This window comes from Caulobacter sp. GW821-FHT11E11 (genome assembly GCF_058808315.1).
On the sequence record NZ_JBXARO010000005.1, the window covers coordinates 319,597 to 338,378 of the forward strand.

Annotated in this window: 20 protein-coding genes; 12 read left to right on the forward strand and 8 right to left on the reverse strand. The window is 67.3% G+C overall.

Annotated elements, in window-relative coordinates; translation table 11 throughout:
* Position 1 precedes the first annotated feature (1 nt).
* Positions 2-370, forward strand: a complete 369-nt coding sequence (locus AC1RR5_RS14805; protein WP_492922402.1) for a response regulator — start codon at positions 2-4, stop codon at positions 368-370.
* 154 nt (positions 371-524) lie between these two features.
* Here the strand turns inward: AC1RR5_RS14805 and AC1RR5_RS14810 are convergent, their stop codons facing one another.
* The 3 genes from AC1RR5_RS14810 to AC1RR5_RS14820 all read right to left on the reverse strand — a co-directional run bounded on the left by AC1RR5_RS14810 (position 525) and on the right by AC1RR5_RS14820 (position 4,765).
* Positions 525-3,578, reverse strand: a complete 3,054-nt coding sequence (locus AC1RR5_RS14810; protein WP_492922403.1) for a TonB-dependent receptor domain-containing protein — start codon at positions 3,576-3,578, stop codon at positions 525-527.
* 407 nt (positions 3,579-3,985) lie between these two features.
* Entirely contained in the window at positions 3,986-4,402 is a 417-nt protein-coding gene (gene cdd, locus AC1RR5_RS14815) for a cytidine deaminase (protein ID WP_492922404.1), read from the reverse strand.
* 90 nt (positions 4,403-4,492) lie between these two features.
* Positions 4,493-4,765: a BolA family protein gene (locus AC1RR5_RS14820; protein ID WP_492922405.1), complete on the reverse strand. Its 273-nt coding sequence runs from the start codon at positions 4,763-4,765 to the stop codon at positions 4,493-4,495.
* A 58-nt stretch (positions 4,766-4,823) separates the two neighbouring features.
* Between AC1RR5_RS14820 and AC1RR5_RS14825 the strand changes: the two genes are divergently transcribed.
* Positions 4,824-5,480 carry a J domain-containing protein gene (locus tag AC1RR5_RS14825; protein WP_492922406.1) on the forward strand — a complete coding sequence of 219 codons (657 nt, stop codon included), beginning with the start codon at positions 4,824-4,826 and terminating at the stop codon, positions 5,478-5,480.
* Positions 5,481-5,525: 45 nt separating this feature from the next.
* Here the strand turns inward: AC1RR5_RS14825 and AC1RR5_RS14830 are convergent, their stop codons facing one another.
* Positions 5,526-6,083 (reverse strand): FMN-dependent NADH-azoreductase, encoded by a 558-nt coding sequence (locus AC1RR5_RS14830; RefSeq protein ID WP_492922407.1) that lies wholly within the window; start codon positions 6,081-6,083, stop codon positions 5,526-5,528.
* An 89-nt stretch (positions 6,084-6,172) separates the two neighbouring features.
* On the opposite strand from AC1RR5_RS14830, the gene AC1RR5_RS14835 reads away from it, so the two are divergent.
* Together AC1RR5_RS14835 and AC1RR5_RS14840 are read left to right on the forward strand one after the other, a co-directional pair.
* The gene (locus AC1RR5_RS14835) at positions 6,173-6,553 is read left to right on the forward strand and encodes a winged helix-turn-helix transcriptional regulator (protein ID WP_492922408.1); all 381 of its coding nucleotides are present in this window, start codon (positions 6,173-6,175) and stop codon (positions 6,551-6,553) included.
* Between the two features lie 85 nt (positions 6,554-6,638).
* Positions 6,639-7,076, forward strand: a complete 438-nt coding sequence (locus tag AC1RR5_RS14840) for a hypothetical protein (protein WP_492922409.1) — start codon at positions 6,639-6,641, stop codon at positions 7,074-7,076.
* Here the strand turns inward: AC1RR5_RS14840 and AC1RR5_RS14845 are convergent.
* Entirely contained in the window at positions 7,066-7,782 is a 717-nt protein-coding gene (locus AC1RR5_RS14845; RefSeq protein ID WP_492922410.1) for a phosphatase PAP2 family protein, read from the reverse strand. The two genes, AC1RR5_RS14840 and AC1RR5_RS14845, sit on opposite strands and share 11 nt — an antisense overlap.
* Positions 7,783-7,919: 137 nt before the next feature.
* Between AC1RR5_RS14845 and AC1RR5_RS14850 the strand changes: the two genes are divergently transcribed.
* The 5 genes from AC1RR5_RS14850 (at position 7,920) to AC1RR5_RS14870 (ending at position 10,799) form a co-directional block, all read left to right on the forward strand.
* Complete coding sequence (locus AC1RR5_RS14850) at positions 7,920-8,294, forward strand: RcnB family protein (RefSeq protein WP_492922411.1); 375 nt, start codon at positions 7,920-7,922, stop codon at positions 8,292-8,294.
* Positions 8,295-8,369: 75 nt separating this feature from the next.
* A complete protein-coding gene (gene cobS, locus AC1RR5_RS14855; protein WP_492922412.1) occupies positions 8,370-9,380 on the forward strand; it encodes a cobaltochelatase subunit CobS in 1,011 nt (336 codons plus the stop codon).
* 87 nt (positions 9,381-9,467) lie between these two features.
* Positions 9,468-9,713: a DUF2188 domain-containing protein gene (locus tag AC1RR5_RS14860; RefSeq protein ID WP_492922413.1), complete on the forward strand. Its 246-nt coding sequence runs from the start codon at positions 9,468-9,470 to the stop codon at positions 9,711-9,713.
* A 74-nt stretch (positions 9,714-9,787) separates the two neighbouring features.
* Positions 9,788-10,339, forward strand: coding sequence for a bactofilin family protein (locus tag AC1RR5_RS14865; protein ID WP_492922414.1), 552 nt, complete (start codon positions 9,788-9,790; stop codon positions 10,337-10,339).
* A gap of 154 nt (positions 10,340-10,493) precedes the next feature.
* Positions 10,494-10,799 carry a hypothetical protein gene (locus tag AC1RR5_RS14870; protein ID WP_454714261.1) on the forward strand — a complete coding sequence of 102 codons (306 nt, stop codon included), beginning with the start codon at positions 10,494-10,496 and terminating at the stop codon, positions 10,797-10,799.
* Positions 10,800-10,839: 40 nt separating this feature from the next.
* Here AC1RR5_RS14870 and AC1RR5_RS14875 read toward each other — a convergent pair whose 3' ends face one another.
* Together AC1RR5_RS14875 and AC1RR5_RS14880 are read right to left on the reverse strand one after the other, a co-directional pair.
* Positions 10,840-11,067: a hypothetical protein gene (locus AC1RR5_RS14875; RefSeq protein ID WP_492922415.1), complete on the reverse strand. Its 228-nt coding sequence runs from the start codon at positions 11,065-11,067 to the stop codon at positions 10,840-10,842.
* A 178-nt stretch (positions 11,068-11,245) separates the two neighbouring features.
* Complete coding sequence (locus tag AC1RR5_RS14880; protein WP_492922416.1) at positions 11,246-11,626, reverse strand: hypothetical protein; 381 nt, start codon at positions 11,624-11,626, stop codon at positions 11,246-11,248.
* Between the two features lie 191 nt (positions 11,627-11,817).
* Here AC1RR5_RS14880 and AC1RR5_RS14885 point away from each other — a divergent pair, with 191 nt between their 5' ends.
* Entirely contained in the window at positions 11,818-12,291 is a 474-nt protein-coding gene (locus AC1RR5_RS14885; protein WP_492922417.1) for a chemotaxis protein CheW, read from the forward strand.
* Here the strand turns inward: AC1RR5_RS14885 and AC1RR5_RS14890 are convergent, their stop codons facing one another.
* Positions 12,292-15,279 (reverse strand): beta strand repeat-containing protein, encoded by a 2,988-nt coding sequence (locus AC1RR5_RS14890; RefSeq protein ID WP_492922418.1) that lies wholly within the window; start codon positions 15,277-15,279, stop codon positions 12,292-12,294.
* Positions 15,280-15,508: 229 nt separating this feature from the next.
* Between AC1RR5_RS14890 and AC1RR5_RS14895 the strand changes: the two genes are divergently transcribed.
* Together AC1RR5_RS14895 and AC1RR5_RS14900 are read left to right on the forward strand one after the other, a co-directional pair.
* Positions 15,509-16,624 (forward strand): Zn-dependent alcohol dehydrogenase, encoded by a 1,116-nt coding sequence (locus tag AC1RR5_RS14895; RefSeq protein WP_492922419.1) that lies wholly within the window; start codon positions 15,509-15,511, stop codon positions 16,622-16,624.
* A 90-nt stretch (positions 16,625-16,714) separates the two neighbouring features.
* Positions 16,715-18,766, forward strand: coding sequence for a phosphocholine-specific phospholipase C (locus AC1RR5_RS14900; protein WP_492922420.1), 2,052 nt, complete (start codon positions 16,715-16,717; stop codon positions 18,764-18,766).
* Positions 18,767-18,782: the final 16 nt, after the last annotated feature.

Sequence of the window (18,782 nt, forward strand, 5' to 3'; positions counted from 1 at the left end):
CATGACTGCACTTACGTCCCTGAAGGTTTTGGTCGTCGAAGACGAGGCGCTGGTCTCGATGCTGGTCGAGGACATGCTGACCGATCTCGGCTGCACGATTGTCGGCCCGGCCGCCGAGATCGAGGAAGCCCTGCGCCTGGCGGGTTCGGCCGACATCGACGCGGCCCTGCTGGACGTCAATCTGGGCGGCCGCCCGATCTTCCCGGTGGCCGACACCCTGAAGGCGCGCGGCGTGCCCTTCGCCTTCGCCAGCGGCTATGGCGAGGCGGGCCTGACCGAGGATCACCGCGGCGCCACCGTGCTGCAGAAGCCCTTCCGCGAGGCCGACCTGCGCCGCGTGCTGGAAAGCCTGGTCAGCCAGACGGCCTGATCCGAACCGTATCGTTCCGAAAAGAGCGCGCCGACAACCGTCGGCGCGCTTTTTCTTTGCCGCGCGCCAGGCGGCGCGCCCCGACCAGGAACCGGCAAAGAAAAAGGCGGCGAGGTTGCCCTCGCCGCCTTCGGTTTTCAGCCTTGTGGGCCGATTACCACTTCTTGGTCAGGTTCACGAAGGCGCGACGGCCCAGGATGTCGTACGACGACGCCAGACGCATGTTCGAGAAGCGCGACTGACCCGACGTCGAGTAGAACGGCGGCTCTTCGTTGAACACGTTGTTCACGCCCACGGTGACGGCGAAGTCCTCGAACTTCTTGCGCACCGACAGATCGTGCGTGGCGTTGAACTCGATGTGACGCTTCACATAGGCGGTCTGGTCACGGTACGCGATCAGGTCGGTGCCGTAGCCGCTGTAGTTGTCGTCGACGTCCGAGGTCTTGCCGACCATCTGGGTAGCCCAGGTGAACGTCCAGTCGTCCAACAGGTAGGTGACGCCAGTGCGGCCCGCGAAGTCCGGATAGGCCGTGAAGCCCTGGTTCTTCACCGGCGCCGAGCCGTTGCTCAGCTGGGTGTACCAGTCGAGCGTCCAGGTGAACTGGCCGTTGACGACCAGCGTGCCCTTGGCGAACTCGTGACGGTAGGTCGCGCTCAGGTCAATGGCGTTGTTCCACTGCTTGGCGACGTTCAGGTAGGCGTCGGTGACGCTGACCACGGCGCCGAAGTTCGGCGACGACTTGTCGGTGTTACGGACGATCAGGTTACAGAACGCGTTGTTCGGGAAGTCCGGAGCGTCCAGGCAGCCGTCCAGGATGTTGCCCGAGCCGTAGCGCTGCACCTGGTTGTTGATCGTCAGTTCCGAGTAGTCCAAGGCGACGTTCAGGTTGATGAAGCGCGGGTTCCAGACCACGCCGATCGACTTGGTGTCGGAGTCTTCGGCTTCCAGGTAGCCAGCGCCACCCTTGGCGAAGATCGTGAACGAGCCCGCGCCGCCGAAGGTCGAGTTATTGGCGATACCCAGGGCCGCGCAGTTGGCCTTCTGGCGATCGGTCGCCCGCGCCGACGTGCCGTACTGGTAGCAGGTGTCGTTGCTCTGAGCCAGGAAGCTGGTCGACGAACCCAGGTACAGTTCGTACAGCGCCGGAGCGCGGAACGACGTGCCCTTGCTGGCGCGGATCGACCACGACGGGGTGATCTTCCAGTTCAGGCCAGCCTTGTAGGTCTTGCTCGAGCCATACGACTTGTAGTCCGAGTAGCGGCCCGACAGGTTCAGGGTCAGGCTGTCGGCCAGCTTCAGGTCGCGCAGGACCGGGACTTCCACTTCGCCGAAGACTTCGCGGACTTCGTCCGAACCGTGGGTCTCGGCCGAGGCGGCCGAGCCGTTGTAGTTGCTGTTGCGGCTGTTGTAGCCCGGGACGTCGTCCAGGCTTTCCTTGCGGAGCTGGAAGCCCAGAGCCGCGCCGACCTTACCGGCCGGCAGGCTGAACAGGTCGCCGCTGATCGACCCTTCGACGTACTTGTAGACGTATTCCGTGTGGCCTTGCTCGTAGCCGTTCAGGAACGCGTACTCTTCCGGCGTCAGGTAGCTGGAGCCGACCGTCGAGACCTTGTTCAGGTTGATGTTGGTCGGGCAGGTGGCGCCCGGCTGGTTGGCCGAAATCGTCACCAGGGCCTGGTTGCATCGGGCGGCGCCCGACACGGCCAGCACGCGGTCGTTATAGAAGAAGTCCTGGCCGTAATCGCCCGACGACTTCGAGTACTGGCCATAGATGTCCCAGTCCCAGCCGCCCAGGAAGGGCAGAGTGTCGGGGAACAGGCCCTTGATGCCGATGACGCCGCGCTTGTAGTCGACCTTCTGGTCGCGCGTGACCGGCAGCACGAAGATCGGCTGCGCGGCCGAGGCCGCCAGCGGAGCGCCGTTGGCGTCGACGTACGACGGATTGTTGGCGAAGTTGAAGGGGTTGGTCGGGTTGGCCGCGTTGATGGCCGGACCGATCTGGCGGATGCTGCGCTGCGCCGAGGTGCGGCGGTTCAGCAGCAGTTCACCGTAGACTTCGGTCGTGTCGGTCAGCTTGTAGCCGCCGCCCGCGAAGACGGACTTGCGGGTGACCGGCGACACGGCGTGGCGATAGCCCTGCAGGACCGAGTCGGTCGGCTGCGCCGCGGCGGTCGAACGGGCGAAGGCCAGCGGGCTGGCGCAGTTGCCGGTCGTGCTCGTGCCGCAGTAGATCGAGTAGGCCGACTGAACGCCCGGCAGGTCCGTACGAACGTCGGCGGTGACGGTGGCCACGGTGCCGTTGACGCGGCGGAAGCCGTTCAGGTCCCAGCCGTTGTAGGTGGCGGTGGAGTCGGCGACGAAACGGCCCGAGCCACGGATGTAGAGGCCGGTCAGGGTGTTCAGGCACTTGTACGAGCCGTCCGACATCTTCAGGTCGAGGCGGTCGCCGGTGCTCGGGTCGAACACGTAGTCCTGCGGGCAGTTCAGGTAGTCGCGGTCCTTAAAGCGCAGGCCGTCGTTGCGGTAGTAGTCGAGGGCGACGTTGGCGTAGCCGCGGTCGAAAATGAAGCCCTTCGACGCGTTCAGGCGATAGGTCTCGCCGCCCGACTTGAACGGGGCGTTGGCGTAGACCGAGATCTCGCCGTCGTCGCTATTGCGCTTGGTCAGGATATTGACGACGCCGGCGATGGCGTCCGAACCGTAGACCGACGAGGCGCCGCCCGTCAGGATTTCGGTGCGGTCGACGACCGAGCTCGGAATGACGTTCAGGTCGAAAGGGCCGACGGTGCCGCCGACGCCGGCCGGACCGGCGCGACGGCCGTTGATCAGCGTCAGGCTGCGTTGAGCGCCCAGGCCGCGCAGCGACAGGGTGTTCGCGCCCGGACCGCCGGTGGTGACGAAGCCCGTGAAGTTGTTATTGATCTGCGAGGCGGTGGCGCCGAGGATCGAGCTCTGCAGGATCGAAGCGGTGTCGACCATGCCCTGCAGTTCAGCGCTCTCCGAGCTGATCACAGAGACCGGCGAGGCGCTGTTGTATTCGCTGCGGCGGATGCGCGAACCCGTGACGACCACGGCTTCCACTTCGGCGGAAGCCTCGGCGGCCGGGGCCGGCGCCGGCTGAGCCTGCTCGGCTTGAGCGAAGGCGGCGGTTGCGCCGGCCAGCGCGATGAGCATGCTGGAGCCGAGAAGGAGGGAACGATTGATCATTTAAGGAAAAAACCCCCGATAGGAACAAGCGGCCCACCGAGCGTCGCATCAGCCAAATGCGGCGCCGGGAGTGAGCCTTGTCGCGGAGCGTAGGTCGGCCATCAGGCTCGCGACACTTCAATGACGCCGTTGGCGTCAATTAACGCACAAACCGTTACCCTGAGGACACAGAAATGCCACAGGGGCCAAGCTTGGACATAATTTGACGCATCACTGGAAATTAACAGGTCCTGCTGACCCGTCCCCAAAAGCCGGTAAAAACATCCATTTTTCCGTTGAAAGTGCTCTCGTTGAGCAATTTCTTTCACCTAACATCGAAATTCGAAGGATCGGTTTTCAGCCTCGCTTTCGAATGCTTCGGGAAATTTTACCGTCCTAAAAATTGACCGTCTTGCCCCAATTTGACCTTAGTCCAGGTCGCGTGGGCCGAACGAACGGGGCAGCAGGCTCCAGAAATCTACCCGTTCGGTGGTCGCTCCGCCCTGCACCGAGACGATCTCGCAAGCCTCGCCGGCGAACTCGGCGATGCGCTGGCGGCAGGCTCCGCAGGGCTGGACCACGGCGTCGGAACCGGCCGCGATCAGCACCTTGTCGATGCGCCGCGAACCGCCGGCCGTGATCATCGCCCCGATCGCCGTCTGCTCGGCGCAGGTGCCGACCGGATAGGCCGCGTTCTCGACATTGACGCCGTAGTGCACGCGTCCCTCGTCGTCGATCACCGCCGCGGCCACCGTGAAGTTCGAATAGCGCGCATACGACCGCGCCAGCAGCTCGGGCAGGACCTTGGCGGCGTCTTGTTCAACGGGGTCGAGGGTAGCGCTCATCGTGTCTCTTGCCTTCCGGCAGAGGATCGCGCCGGGGAGAGAGGCAATCAGTCGCAGCCTTTCCGCGCAAGCGAAAAAGTAAGCGCCGCCTTACTCCTCGCCAGGCGCCGTCGCGACGATCGACAGGGCGTGGACGGGACCGGCCAGTTCGTCGGCCAGCACCTTCATCACCATGCGCTGGCGCATCACCCGCGCCTTGCCCGCAAAGGCCTGCGCCTCGATTCGCAGATTGAAGTGGCTTTCACCCGATCCGGTGTGGCCCGCATGGCCATGATGGCGGTCGCTATCGTCCACCAGCTCCAGGCGGGTGGGCGAAAAAGCCTCGTTTAGCTTGCGTAGAACGGTCTCGGTGACGGCGCCCATGTCGCTCTCTTGCTTGTCAATCCTTGAACGGAAATAGCCTGGGCTTACTCTAGACGCCATGAGCCGCGAGTTCGAATACCGTCCCAAATTCACCGACATCCGGGTCCGGCCGCCCAAGAAGGGCGAGGACGACCCGGTCAACGACGTGCTTGGCCTCAAGCCCGGCGAGAAACGGTGTGACCATCCCGACTGTCGCCTGGCCGGATCGACCAGGGCGCCGAAGTCGCGCGACCTGCCGAACCAGCACTACTGGTTCTGTCAGCAGCACGCGGCCGAGTACAACAAGAACTGGAACTTCTACGCCGGCATGAGCGAGGCGCAGATCCGCGCCGCCCAGGAGGCCGAACGCCAGACCGGCGGTCGTCCGACCTGGAGCTTCAAGGCCGACGCCAATTCGCGTGAAGCCGCCGCCGCGGCCGCCCGCGACGCCCGCGCCTTCGCCGATCCGTTCGGGATTTTCCGCGCCCAGCAGCGCAAGGCCGAATCGGCGCGCTCCGCCGCCGAGCGCAGCCTGGGCAAGCTGGAACGCCAGGCTCTGGCCGACCTCGACTTGGAAGCCGGTGTCGACGGCGCCGCGATCAAGGCCAAGTACAAGGAGCTGCTCAAGCGCTTCCACCCCGACGCCAACGGCGGCGACCGCAGCGCCGAGCACAAGCTGCAGCGGGTCATCAAGGCCTATAAGACCCTGCAGAAGGCCGGGATGGTGAAGGCCTAGGGCCTTCCCCTTCTCGCCTTGCGGGAGAAGGGGTCGCTGCGGCCTTTAAGCCGCCAACGCCTCCACGCCCTCCAGCGCCTTGGCGATCGCCCCGGCTCGCGCCTCTTCGCCCATGGCCAGGCCCTCGGCGACGATCACGTCCAGGTCGGTGACGCCGATGAAGCCGAATACGCCGCGCAGATAGGTCTCGGCGTGCTCGAAGGCCTCGTAAGGGCCGCCGGGGCCGTAGAGGCCGCCGCGCGCGATGGCCACGACCACCCGCTTGCCGCCGACCAGGCCCTTCGCGCCCTCCGGCCCGTAGGCGAAGGTCTTGCCCGCCACCAGAATGCGGTCGATCCAGGCCTTGAGCTGGCTGGAGATGGTGAAATTGTACATCGAGACGCCGATGACCACGGCGTCGGCGGCCAGGAATTCATCCAGGGCCGGGTTGTCGGCGCCCCAGAGGTCGAGCGTCAGGTGCGGCAGGGGCCCGCGGGCGAGGTCCCGATAGGTGACGGTCGCCGACGGATCGGCCGCTTTCAGCCGCGCGACGGCGGCTGCGCTGAGCGTTCGGCTGGCCGACGCATCGCCCTGGATACTGGAGTCGATATGGAGGAGGTTCATGGTATAGACTAGGTCCCGATTGGTGACCTGCACCAGTTATGGGACCGCCTTGGCGCCGCCAAGAACGCATATTTCTAGGACTAGGTCACATGGATCTGCCTAAGGGAGACCTGCCTCCCCGCCCCGTCGACCATAGCGACTGCCGCGCGATCAGCGAGATTCTGGCGCGCGTCGGCGACAAGTGGACGGTGCTGGTGGTCATGACCCTGAAGACCCGGGCGCTGCGCTTCAACGACATCAAGCGCGCGGTCGGCGGTATCTCGCAGCAGATGCTGACCCGCACCCTGCGCACCCTGGAGCGCGACGGCATGGTCTCGCGCACCGTCTATCCGACCGTGCCGCCGCAGGTGGAATACGCCCTGACGGACCTCGGCCACTCCCTGGCCGCGCCGGTGATGCAGCTGGGCCAGTGGGCGCAGGCCCATCTCGGGATCATCCACGACAACCGCCAGCGCTACGACGCCTCCTGACGGGACGCTTGAGGACGGGCGCTTGCGGAAAGGCGGCGGCCTGAGCCATCCTCCGCCCGCCTTTTTGGGCGAGGGACAGATTCTGATGACCGACGCCGATCGCGAGTGGCGCGCCCCGGCCGATCCGCCGACCCCGGTGACGCCGGTCCCCTTCGGCAAGCCGTGGAGCATCTGGTTCTGGGGCGGTTTGATCTCGACCGCCGGCCTGGCCCTGGCCGTCGCGCCGCGCGTCGTGCTGCGCCTGCTGGACGTCGATGTCGCCGCCTCGGGCCTGCCCTGGGTGCGGTTCGCGGGCCTGGTCCTCCTGGCCTACGCCATGGGCTATCACGTCGCCGGCTGGACCGGGCAGCGCACCTATATGCGGGCCTCGGTGGTGCTGCGGGTGTTCTCGCTGGTGGTGATCGGCGCGTTCGTGCTGCTGGACTGGCTGCCCAAGGCCTGGCTGGCCGTGGGGCTGGTCGACTTCGTCGGCGCGGTGTGGACGACGCTGGAGCTGCGCTGGCGGCCGAAACCTAAGACTTGAGGGCCGAAGGCCGCTTGAGCCGACGCTGCACCAGGAACGCCGCGAACCAGCAGGCCATGGCCCAGGCCGCGCCCACGCACCAGCCGGCCAGCACGTCGCTGGCCCAGTGGACGCCCAGATAGACCCGGCTCACGCCCACCAGCAGGCTGACCAGCACCGCCGCGACCATGGCCAGCACCTTGACCCGCCGCTTGTCGGCGAAGCGCGCGGCCAGCACGCCCAGGGTCAGGAACACCACGGCCGACAGCATGGCGTGGCCTGACGGGAAGCTGGCATTGACCGCCTCGACCGCGCGATAGGCCATGTCCGGCCGCTCGCGCTCGAACACCCGCTTCAGGGTCTGGCTGATGATCAGCCCCCCGCCCGCGCCCGCCACCAGCAGCAGCCCCTCGGTCCAGCGCCGCAAGGAGGCCAGGAAGGCGAAGGCCAGCAGGATCAGCAGGGCCAGCACCGCCACCGAGCCCAGGGCCGTGATGTCGGTCGCCGCCAGGTGCAGCCAGTCCGGCCCGATCAGCTCATGAGGCTGGCCGTCGACTCGCAGGGCCCGCAACACCGCCATGTCCAGCGATCGCGTCTCGCCCTCGGCCACTTCTTCGGCGATCGACAGGAAGCCCCACGCGCCCAGGGCCACAATCAGCAGGGCGCCGGTGGCTCCCAACTCGCGTTTGGCAGTGTCCAGAAGTCCTCGAAAGGCGATACGGATCAAGTGGATAGCTCTCAAATAGACGAGATCACGTTACAATATTTCCCTTGTGAAACATGAACTTAAGCTGACCAGAGCCGTTCAGGTTCCGACCATGTTGGACCTTGTAGGTTCGACTTCTCTTCAAAGGAGACCCGAACATGAAACGCCTGATCACTGCTTCGCTCGCCGTTCTGATGCTCGCCGGCGGCGCCAGCGCCGCTTCGGCCCAGGACTATCGCCGCGACCACAACAACAACGGCCGCTACGACAGCCGCGACCGCGCCTATGAAAACGGCCGCCACGACCAGGCCCGCGCCGAAGACCGTCGCGACCGCCGTGAATACCGCCGCTGGGCCAAGGGCCAGCGTCTGGACCAACGCTATCGCGGCAATGGCTACTATGTCAGCGACTACCGCGCCCGCGGTCTGCGCCAGCCGCCGCGCGGCTATCGCTGGCAGCGCGTGGACGACCAATATGTCCTGGCCGCCGTCGCTACGGGCCTGATCGCCTCGGTGATCATTGCCAACCGCTAAAAAAATGGGTCTCTGGGGGCGCCGCGGTGCGGCGCCCCCTTCCCTCACCCTAGGTCAAAGCGCTAATTCGGGATCATGCCCGAGTTCGCCGATAACAGCTCCGCCAACGATCCTCTGATCACCCTGGTCCCCGACAAGTGGGTGACGCTCCGCGACGCGTTCGGCGTCGACAGCGACATGAAGATCCCGTTCTTCTCGCAGCGCGACGCGCACGTCCCCGAGATCGACACGGCCTACAAGTTCGATCCGCAGACGACGAAAGCCATCTGCGCCGGCTTCGCCAAGGACCGCCGCGTGATGGTCCAGGGCTATCACGGCACCGGCAAGTCGACCCACATCGAGCAGATCGCCGCGCGCCTGAACTGGCCGCTGGTCCGCGTGAACCTGGACAGCCACGTCTCGCGTATCGACCTCGTGGGCAAGGACGCCATCGTCCTGAAGGAAGGCAAGCAGGTCACTGAATTCCGCGAAGGGATCCTGCCCTGGGCCCTGCAGCGCCCGATCGCCCTGGTGTTCGACGAATATGACGCCGGCCGTCCGGACGTGATGTTCGTGATCCAGCGCGTGCTGGAAGCCGGCGGCAAGCTGACCTTGCTCGACCAGAACCGCGTCATCCGCGCCAATCCGTATTTCCGGCTGTTCTCGACGACCAACACCATCGGTCTGGGCGACACCACCGGCCTCTATCACGGCACCCAGCAGATCAACCAAGGCCAGATGGACCGCTGGTCGATCGTCACGACGCTGAACTATCTCGAGCACGACGTCGAAGCCGCCATCGTGCTGGCCAAGAACCCGTCATACGACACCGCCGAGGGCAAGCGCACCCTGGCCGCCATGGTCCGCGTCGCCGACATGACCCGCAACGCCTTCATGAACGGCGACATCTCGACCGTCATGAGCCCACGCACGGTGATCACCTGGGCCCAGAACGCCGAGATCTTCGACCACGACGTGGCCCTGGCCTTCCGCCTGACCTTCCTGAACAAGTGCGACGAACTGGAACGCCCCACGGTGGCCGAGTTCTTCCAGCGCGCGTTCGGGACGGACCTGCCGGAAAGCGCGGCGCGAGTGAAGGTGGCTTAAGGCTCGGCGCGTTTCCGACAAGACAGCGTCATCGGAACCGCCTCTACTGGCGGTCCGTTCGATCCTGACACTTTTCGGAGACGCCCCATGACCGACATCACCTACACCATCGTCGAACACGACGGCGGCTGGGCCTACAAGGTGGGCGACACCTTCTCCGAGACCTTCCCGTCGCACGACGCGGCGCTGAAGGCGGCCAAGACCGCGGCGGCCGAGCAGCGCCAGCCCGGCGAGACCGAAGGCATCGTCTACGAAGACAAGAACGCCGTCTGGCACGGCGAGGTCGCGTCCGGCGACGACCGTCCGACCACCCATGTTCGGGACTCTGAATAGTCCCGTTCGGAAATTGGCCCTGATCTTGCGGCACGAAGCTTCCCAAAGCCCATTTTGAGACAAGGTCGCCGCCGATGTTCGCCAAGAAGAAAGAAGCCCCCGCGTCGCTGGCCCTGACCCCGCTGGACCAATCGCGCCCGGCGGCGCCCCAGGTCCAGCCGCAACCGGTCGCCCCGGCGCCCGTGCGTCCCAAGCCCGCCTCGCTGTTCTCGCAAGGCCTGACCGTTCGCGGCGACATCGTCGGCGACGTCGAGGTCCACGTGGACTGCGCGGTGCTGGGCGACGTGAAGGTGGGCAAGCTGGTGGTCGGTCCCAACGCTCGCATCGAGGGTTCGATCATCGCCCAGGCCATCGAGGTCCACGGCCTGGTCATCGGCGCGGTCACCGCCCAGACCGTGCGTCTGTACGGCACCGCCCGCGTCGACGGCGACATCACCCATGAGCAGCTGGCCATGGAGACCGGCGCCGAGTTCCAGGGCCGCAGCCTGAAGTTCCGCCGCCCGATCGCGCCGCAACCGCAAGGTCACGCGCCGCAGGCGTCGGCTCCGCAGCAAGCCGCGCCGCAAGCGGCTCCGGCAGGTGCGCCGTCCGCCTCGCAGACGCCCTACAGCCACGTCTCGCACTAAGGTTCTGATGGGTTTTCAGGCGCCGCGCCGCTCTCTGTGGCGCGGCGGCCACGCGGTTCCGCTTTCGCGGAAACCGGCGGAACGCTCACGCTAAGCCGGGCTTTGTTATGGTGTGGGTTGGCGTGAACCAACCCGGATCAAGGAGCCCAAATCCATGGCCGGCAAGCCTTTGCACATCGTGCCGCCCGTCTCGGGCGTGGCGGAAGTCTACGACCTGGGACGCGGTCCCGAGTCCACCGCCCAACGCGTCAAACGCCTTCAGAACGAGGCCCGCATGCTGGCCCGCGAAGAGGTCGAGCGCCTGGACCGCGACCTCCGCAGGCTGGCCGACCAGGCCAAGACGATCGCCGACGGCGGCGAGGCCTATCCGGCCGGCATCCGCGAACTGGCCGGTCGTATCGGGGTGGACACCGCCCAACGCGCCGAGATCCTGCGCGCGCTGCTGGAGCGGCTGCACTAGGCATCCCGGAACGGGACACCCTCATCTTCCAGCGGCGGCTTCACCCCGCCGCGTTCGCCATCTTTCGCAGTCGCCGCGCGAGGTCTTCGGGCCGGTCGGCGATCTGGTCGAACAGGGCCTGGACCTCGGCCTCGCCGAACCCCGCCGCGCGCAGGGTGCGCCAGGCGCCGGCCAGTACGGCCTCGGCAATGTCCAGTCGATCGTCGGCCAGGGCGAGGCCCGCGCCGAACGGGCTCGGGCAGACGGGATATTCAGCGGCGAGCGACATGAGAACCTCCTGCAGTCGGCAGTAATGTTCCTTTTTTGTTCTCATTACGCAAGAGAGTCGAGTCCCCATTTCGGGACATGAAAAACCCCGAGACCTAGGGCCTCGGGGCTGCGCGGTCGGGGCGGACCTACGCGTATCAGGCGGCCGGCTCACAACGGCCGCCCAATCTCAGACGGGCTTAGCGGCAGACAGTCCGCTCGCGGTAGACGCCCTCGTAGCGATCGTAGTCGCGCGTGGTCCAGCACTCGCGGTCGCCATAGTAGGGACGCGGGGCGTAGCCGTAGCCATAGCCGTAACGCGGGGGCGGCGGCGGGGCGTAGGCGCGGCGGCCGTAATAACGATCGTCGTAGCGGTCGTTGCGGTTGCCGTCCGAGATGGCGGCGCCGACGGCCAGGCCGACGATGCCGGCGGCGATGGCCACGGCGGCGGTGTCGCCGCCACGGTCATGATGGCGGCGGTAGTGACGGGGATCAGCCGAGGCGCTCGTCGCCACCACCAGGGACACGACCGCCGCGCCGGCGGCGATCTTGCCGATCGAGCTGAACAGGTTGCGGGCCATGATGCCCTCCTTGGGTTTCGCTTCCCGGCGCCCTTCGCGTCGTCCAGCGTCACAGGGACGATCGGACTTCCTGCCTGAACGGCGCCTGAACAGATCCATTCAACGGTTGGCGGAACCGGTTTGTTCACCTTTTTGCGCCAGGGTGGTGTCGAACGGGGGTTCCAAGCGGCCTCCGCGCTACGGAGATCGCCATGTCCAGCACCGTGTCGTACGCCCAAGGTCAGGCCCTGCAGGTCCTGTCGTTCGAAGTTGGCGCCCAGACCTATTGCGTTCCCGTCAGCGCCGTCCGCGAGATCCGCGGCGTCACCCCGCCGACCCCGCTGCCCGAGGCTCCGCCCTATGTGCGCGGCGTCATCAACCTGCGTGGCCAGGTCATGCCGGTCATCGACCTGTCGTGGCGCCTGGGCAAGGGCGCGGCGCAGGACGGCGCCCGCCAGGTGATCATCGTGGTCGAGAACCAGAACGACGTCGCCGGCCTGCTGGTCGACGCCGTCTGCGACAGCTTCACCGTCGAGGCCGACCAGATCAATCCGCCGCCGGCCCTGGGCGACGGCGAGGACTCGCCGCTGGTCTCGGCCGTGATCACCTCGGGCGAAGGCGACATGACGGTCCTGCTGGCCGTCAGCCGCATCCTGCCCGAGCGCCAGGTCGCCCTCGCGGCCTAACTAGCCGCCCAGGACGTCGTAGTACTCGATCGCATCGAGGCCCACGCCGGCCAGCTTGACCACGTTCTGCAGTTGGCCGCCCGCCGCGTCGATCTCGCCGGCGAACACGAACACGTCCGCGCCGACCTTCACCGCCGTGAAGTTCATGCCCGCCTCGCCCGTGGCCAGCCGCTCCTGCGCCAGGCCGAAGGCCTCGCCATAGGTCGCCGCCGTCTTTTCCGTATAGCTCCAGGCGAACGAGCCGGTCTTGAAGACCAGGCGATCGGTGATCTGGAAGCCGTGGATCACGTCCGCGCCCGAGCCGTCGTCATTGGCCACGGAGTCGCCGACCGCGAACTTGAAGCTGTTGCGGCCCGCGCCGCCCCACAGGTCGTCCTGGCCCTTGCCGCCGATCAGCACGTCGCCGTCGGCGCTGGCCGAGGCGCGCAGGACGTCCGCGCCCTCGCCCCCGTCCAGCGTGTCGCCGCCGCCGATGGCATAGAGCGCGTCATCGCCCGCCCCGCCCGACAGCGTATTCACCGAGGCGTTGCCGTAGAAGACGTCCGCGAACTTCGAGCCGACCAGGTTCTCGATCGAGATCAGGCGGTTGGTGGCGAAGGCGTTGGCGATCGACTGGTCGACGACGCCCAGATCGAGGTTCATGCCGTTGGTCGCGTTCGCATAGTCGGCCGTGTCCGAACCCTCGCCGCCGTCCAGGAGGTTGGCGCCGCTGCCGCCGACCAGGACGTCGTCGCCGCCCAGGCCCTTGAGCGTGTCGTTGCCGCCCAGGCCGCTCAGATAATTCTTGCCGTCGTTGCCGGTCAGGGTGTCGGAGGCGATCACGCTGCCGATCACGCCCTCGATCGAGATCAGGTGGTCGACGCCCGAGCCGGAGGAGCCGGCCACGCTGTGGTCCTGGACCTCCTGGCGCAGGTCGACCGTGACACCCATGCTGGCCGCGTAGCTGGCGATATCGAAGCCGTCGCCACCGTCGATGATGTCGTCGCCCCTGAAGCCTTCGATGATGTTGTCGCCGGCGTTGCCGATGATGTGGTCCGCCCCGTTCGAGCCGCGGACGTTCTCGATGTTGCGGATATCCAGGTAGAACCGGTCGGCGATCACGGCCTGCGGGCCGGCGATCCGCAGGTCGATCACGGTGTTGCGGCCGATGGCGTTGTCGACCGACAACAGATCCAGCCAGTCCGCGCCCTCGCCGCCGTCGACGATGAAATTGCCGTAGGCCGTCTGGAAGCTGATGTAATCATCGCCAGCGCCGCCGTCGGCCAGCGGCGCGGTGAGCATTTCGCTGCCCCCCATCGCCAGCACCAGCCTGTCATTGCCCGCGCCGCCATACAGGTCGTCGCCGCCGACCAGGGCCGTCAGGATGTCGTTGCCGTCGCCGCCATCCAGCAGCCCGCCGCCCTTGCCGGACAGGGTGTCGTCACCGCCGCCGCCGAACAGGTGGCTGCCTTCGTTGCCGTACAGGACGTCGGCGAAGCGCGAGCCGCGCACGCCCTCGATCGAGATGAAGGTGTCCGTGCCGTAGAGGGCGTTGCCCTGCTTGGCCTGGCTCATGTCGATCGTCACGCCGGCGAGGATGTCGTCGCCCTCGTAGCTGACGATGTCGAAGCCCGCGCCGCCGTCCAGCACGTCGTCGCCGGCGCCGCCCGTCAGGACGTTGTCGTGGGCGTCGCCGGTCAGGTGGTCATTGCCGGCCCCGCCCCAGAGGTTCTCGACCCCTTGCGCATCGACCTTCAGGCCTAGCGCGACTTCTTGCGGGCCGGCCTTGGACAGGTCGTAGGTGACCCCGACCGTGCCGGTGAAGCGCAGGGTGTCTGAACCCTCGCCGCCTTCCAGGGTGGTCGTCCCCGTGGTCCCGCCGATGACCAGGGTGTCGTTCCCCGCGCCGCCGACCAGCAGGTCGCCGTCGCCATCGACGCTGGAGGTCAGCACGTCATTGCCGTCGCCGCCGTCCAGAGTGTCGTGGCCGCCGATGGCGACCAGGGTGTCGGCGCCGCCGTTGCCGGCCAGGTAGTTCTCGGACGCATTGCCGATGAAGGTGTCGTCGCCGGCCGAGCCCCACAGGGCCTCGATCGAGATCAGGCGGTCCTTGCCGTGGGCGGTGCTGAGGAATTCATGCTGGATCGGGATGCGCAGGTCGACATAGACGCCGCCCTCGATGCCGTCCTCGTAGCTGACCACGTCGAAGCCGTCGCCGCCGTCGATGAAGTCGTCGCCCGCCCCGCCTTCCAGGTGGTCGTCACCGGCCCCGCCGTACAGGTTGTCGGCGCCCGCGCCGCCGGTCAGGTAGTTGTCCTTGGCGTCGCCCTGCAGGGTGTCGGCATAGTTCGAGCCCAGCAGGTTCTCGACGCCGCTCAGGGAGTCCTTGCCGGCGCCGATCGTGTCCTGGGCCGTGGTCAGCTTCAGGTCGACCTTCACGCCGGCCGTGGCGTTCTCGTAGGCCGCCCAGTCCGAACCGGCGCCGCCCTTGATGATGTCGTCGCCCGCGCCGCCGACCATGTAGTCGTCGCCGTCGCCGCCATCGAGCGTGTCATTGCCGGCGTCGCCCCACAGGGTGTCGTCGCCCTTCCCGCCGCTGATGGTGTCGTTGCCGGCGTCGCCGACCAGCATGTTGTGGTCCGCATTGCCGGTCAGGATGTCGTTGAACGCCGAGCCGTAGACGTTCTCGATGCCGGTCAGCTTGTCGGTCCCGCCGCCGCCGGTGTTCTGCGGACCGGTGATGTTGAGGTCGACCTTCACACCGGCCGCAGCGTCCTCGTAGGCCGCCCAGTCGTTGCCCACGCCGCCGTCGATGGTGTCGGCGCCGGCCCCGCCCAGGATGTAGTCGTCGCCGTCGCCGCCTTGCAGGATGTCATTGCCGTCGTGGCCGGCCAGGACGTCGTCGCCCGCCCCGCCCTTCAGCGTATCGGCGCCGCCGAAGCCGTAGAGCGTGTCGTTGTCCGCGCCGCCCGTCAGGACGTCAGCGCCTTGCGTACCTTGCAATTCCATCTTCGACCGTCCCAGAAACAGGCTGCAACTTCAGCGTGACCCGGGGACTGCAAGAGCCGGGCCCGGCGGGATCGACCGAAAGGCGAGTGTTTTTAGCGCCCAGTGTCCAAGATTGAGCCGGTCATCCCGTTCTGGTACAGCGGGCGCCCCGCCAAACATTTGTTCGAATTTCCTCTTCCGCTCCGCCCCACCCGCCCGCTAGTCTCCCACCAACCAAAGGGAGACACGCATGAAGGCCGCTGTTCTGCGCGAGGTGGGCAAGCCCCTCGAGATCGAGACCGTGGCCATCGGCAAGCCCGGCCCGCGCGAGGTGCTGATCCGCACCAAGGCCGCCGGCGTCTGTCACTCCGACCTGCACTTCGTCGAAGGCTCCTACAGCCACCCCCTGCCCGCCGTGCTGGGCCACGAGAGCGCCGGCGTCGTCGAGGCGGTCGGCAGCGAGGTCCGCACGGTCAAGGTCGGCGACCACGTCATCACCTGCCTCAACCCCTATTGCGGCCACTGCGAGGTCTGCCTGACCGGGCACATGAACCTGTGCATCAGCCCGGAGACCAAGCGGCCCAAGGACGCCGAGCCCCGCCTGTTCAAGGAAGACCTGGGCGCCAATGGAAGTGGGGGCGCCAACGGCAAGATGGCCCAGTTCCTGAACCTGTCGTCCTTCGCCGAGATGATGCTGGTGCACGAGCACGCCTGCGTCGCCATCCGCAAGGACATGCCGTTCGACCGCGCCGCCCTGATCGGCTGCTCGGTGATGACGGGCGTGGGCGCGGTGATGCACACCTCCAACGTCCGGCCGGGCGAGACCGTGGCCGTGATCGGCTGCGGCGGCGTGGGCCTGGCCACCATCAACGGCGCGGCGATCGCTGGCGCTGGCCGGATCATCGCCATCGACCGCTTCGCCTCCAAGCTGGAGCTGGCCCGGCAGTTCGGCGCCACCGATGTGATCGACGCCTCGTCCGTCGACGACATCGCCAAGGCCGTGGTCGAGCTGACCAGCGGCGGCGTCCACCACAGCTTCGAGGCCATCGGCCTAAAAGCCACGGCGGAAGCCTCGTTCAAGATGCTGCGTCGGGGCGGCACGGCCAACGTGATCGGCATGATCCCGGTGGGCGTCAAGATCGAGCTGCACGGCGTCGACTTCCTGGGCGAGCGCCGGATCCAGGGCAGCTACATGGGCTCCAACCGCTTCCCGGTTGACATGCCGCGGCTGGTGGATTTCTACATGAACGGCAAGCTGAAGCTGGACGAACTGATTTCGCGCCGGATCAAGCTGGAAGACGTCAATTCGGCGTTCGACGAACTGAAGCGCGGCGAGCTGGCGCGGTCGGTGATCGTGTTTGATTGATCCCTCGAAAAGCGATTGGTCTAGTCCAGTTGTCACATCACTGACCAAACAGGCGTGCTAGCTCCGGCGCAGTTTCACCGGAGCCTCGCCATGCCCCAGCTTGACCGCCGCAGCCTGCTCGCCGCCATCGGCGCCATGGCCTTGCCGCCGGCCCTGGCCAAGGCGGCCGCGATCGACGCCGACGTGCGCACCGGCACCATCAAGGACGTCGAGCACGTGGTGATCCTGATGCAGGAGAACCGCAGCTTCGATCACTATTTCGGGACGCTGAATGGCGTGCGGGGCTTTGGCGACCGCTTCCCCATCCCGGTGCGCGACAACGACAAGCGCAAGCACGGTTCGGTCTTCACCCAGGCCTACAAGGACCAGCTGCTGGCCCCGTTCCCGCTGGAGACCACCAAGACCTTCGCCCACATGCGGGTCGAGAGCACGCCGCACAGCTGGACCAACGCCCAGGACGCCTGGGACCAGGGCCGCATGGACCGCTGGCCCGAGTCCAAGGAGCCCTGGTCGATGGGCTATTTCGAGCGGGTCGACATCCCGTTCCAGTTCGCCCTGGCCGAGACCTTCACGCTCTGCGACGCCTATCACTGCTCGACCCAGACCGGCACCAACACCAACCGCCTGTTCCTGTGGACCGGGACCAACAACCCGGCCGGCACGCATGGCGGCCCGTCGATCTCGAACTCGCACGACGACTTCCCCGACAAGGGCGGGGCGGCGGAGTCCTACACCTGGACCACCTATCCCGAGCGGCTGCTGCACGCGGGCGTGACCTGGCGGATCTACCAGGACATGGCCGACAACTTCACCGACAACCCCCTGGCCGGCTTCAAGGCCTATCGCGACGCCCGCAAGGACGTTCCGGGCTCGGACAAGCGCCTGAAGGACCTGGCGCTGACCACCTGGCACCTGGACAAGCTGCGCGAGGACGTCACGTCCGGCCGCCTGCCGCAGATCTCGTGGATCATCGCTCCGGCCGCCGCCTCCGAGCACCCCAGCCCCTCCAGCCCGGCCCAGGGCGCGGACTACACCGCCCGGGTCATCGACGCCCTGACCGCCGATCCCAAGGTCTGGGCGCGGACGGTGTTCCTGGTGATGTTCGACGAGAACGACGGCTTCTTCGACCACATGCCGCCGCCGGCCGCGCCGTCGAAGGGGCCGGACGGCAAGCTGCTGGGCGACTCGACCGTCGACCTGACCGGCGAGCACCACGCGGTGCGCAATCCCACCGAGGCCAAGGCCGAGCGCGACGACCTGATGAACCGGCCCTATGGCCTGGGCCCGCGCGTGCCGCTGTACGCCATCTCGCCGTGGAGCCGGGGCGGCTGGGCCAATAGCCAGGTGTTCGACCACACCTCGGTGATCCGCTTCCTGGAGACGCGGTTCGGGGTGATGGAGCCCAACATCTCGCCGTGGCGGCGGGCGGTGTGCGGCGACCTGACCTCGTGCTTCGATTTCCGCACGCCCAACGACAAGCCGTTCGCGCCGCTGCCGCCGACCGCCGAGACGGCCGCCCGCGCCGCCAAGCTGCCGGAGACCAAGCCGCCGACGCCGACCACGGTGGTCGCGCCGATCCAGGACAAGGGGACCCGCCCGTCGCGCGCCCTGCCCTACGCCCTGGCCGTGGACGGCCGGGTCAAGGACGGCGCCATGACCCTCAGCGTCGCCAACAGCGGCGCCCAGGCCGCCGTGATCCATGTCTATGACCAGCTGCGGCTGGACACGGTGCCGCGCCGCTACACCGTCGGCCCCAAGGCCTGGGTGGAAGACGCCTGGCCGGCCGGACCGCACGACCTGTGGGTGCTGGGCCCGAACGGCTTCCACCGCCGCTTCGCCGGGACCGCGACGGGCGTCGAGGTCACCGCCCGCCCCGACGGAGGGGCGATGGTCCTGACCCTGAGCAACACCAGCCGCGAGCCCCGCATCGTCAGCGTCGAGGGCGCCGCGCCCTGGCGCGTCACCCTGGCGGCCAGCGAGACCCGCGCCCAGGCCTTCGCCACCAGGCAGGGCTGGTACGACCTGACCATCCGCCGCGACGACGACCCGACCTGGGTGCGCCGCCTGGCCGGGCGGGTCGAGACGGGCAAGGACTCGATCAGCGATCCGCTGATGGGCGGGGCGGCGCGGCTGACGCTCTGATCCGCAGCGCGTTAGG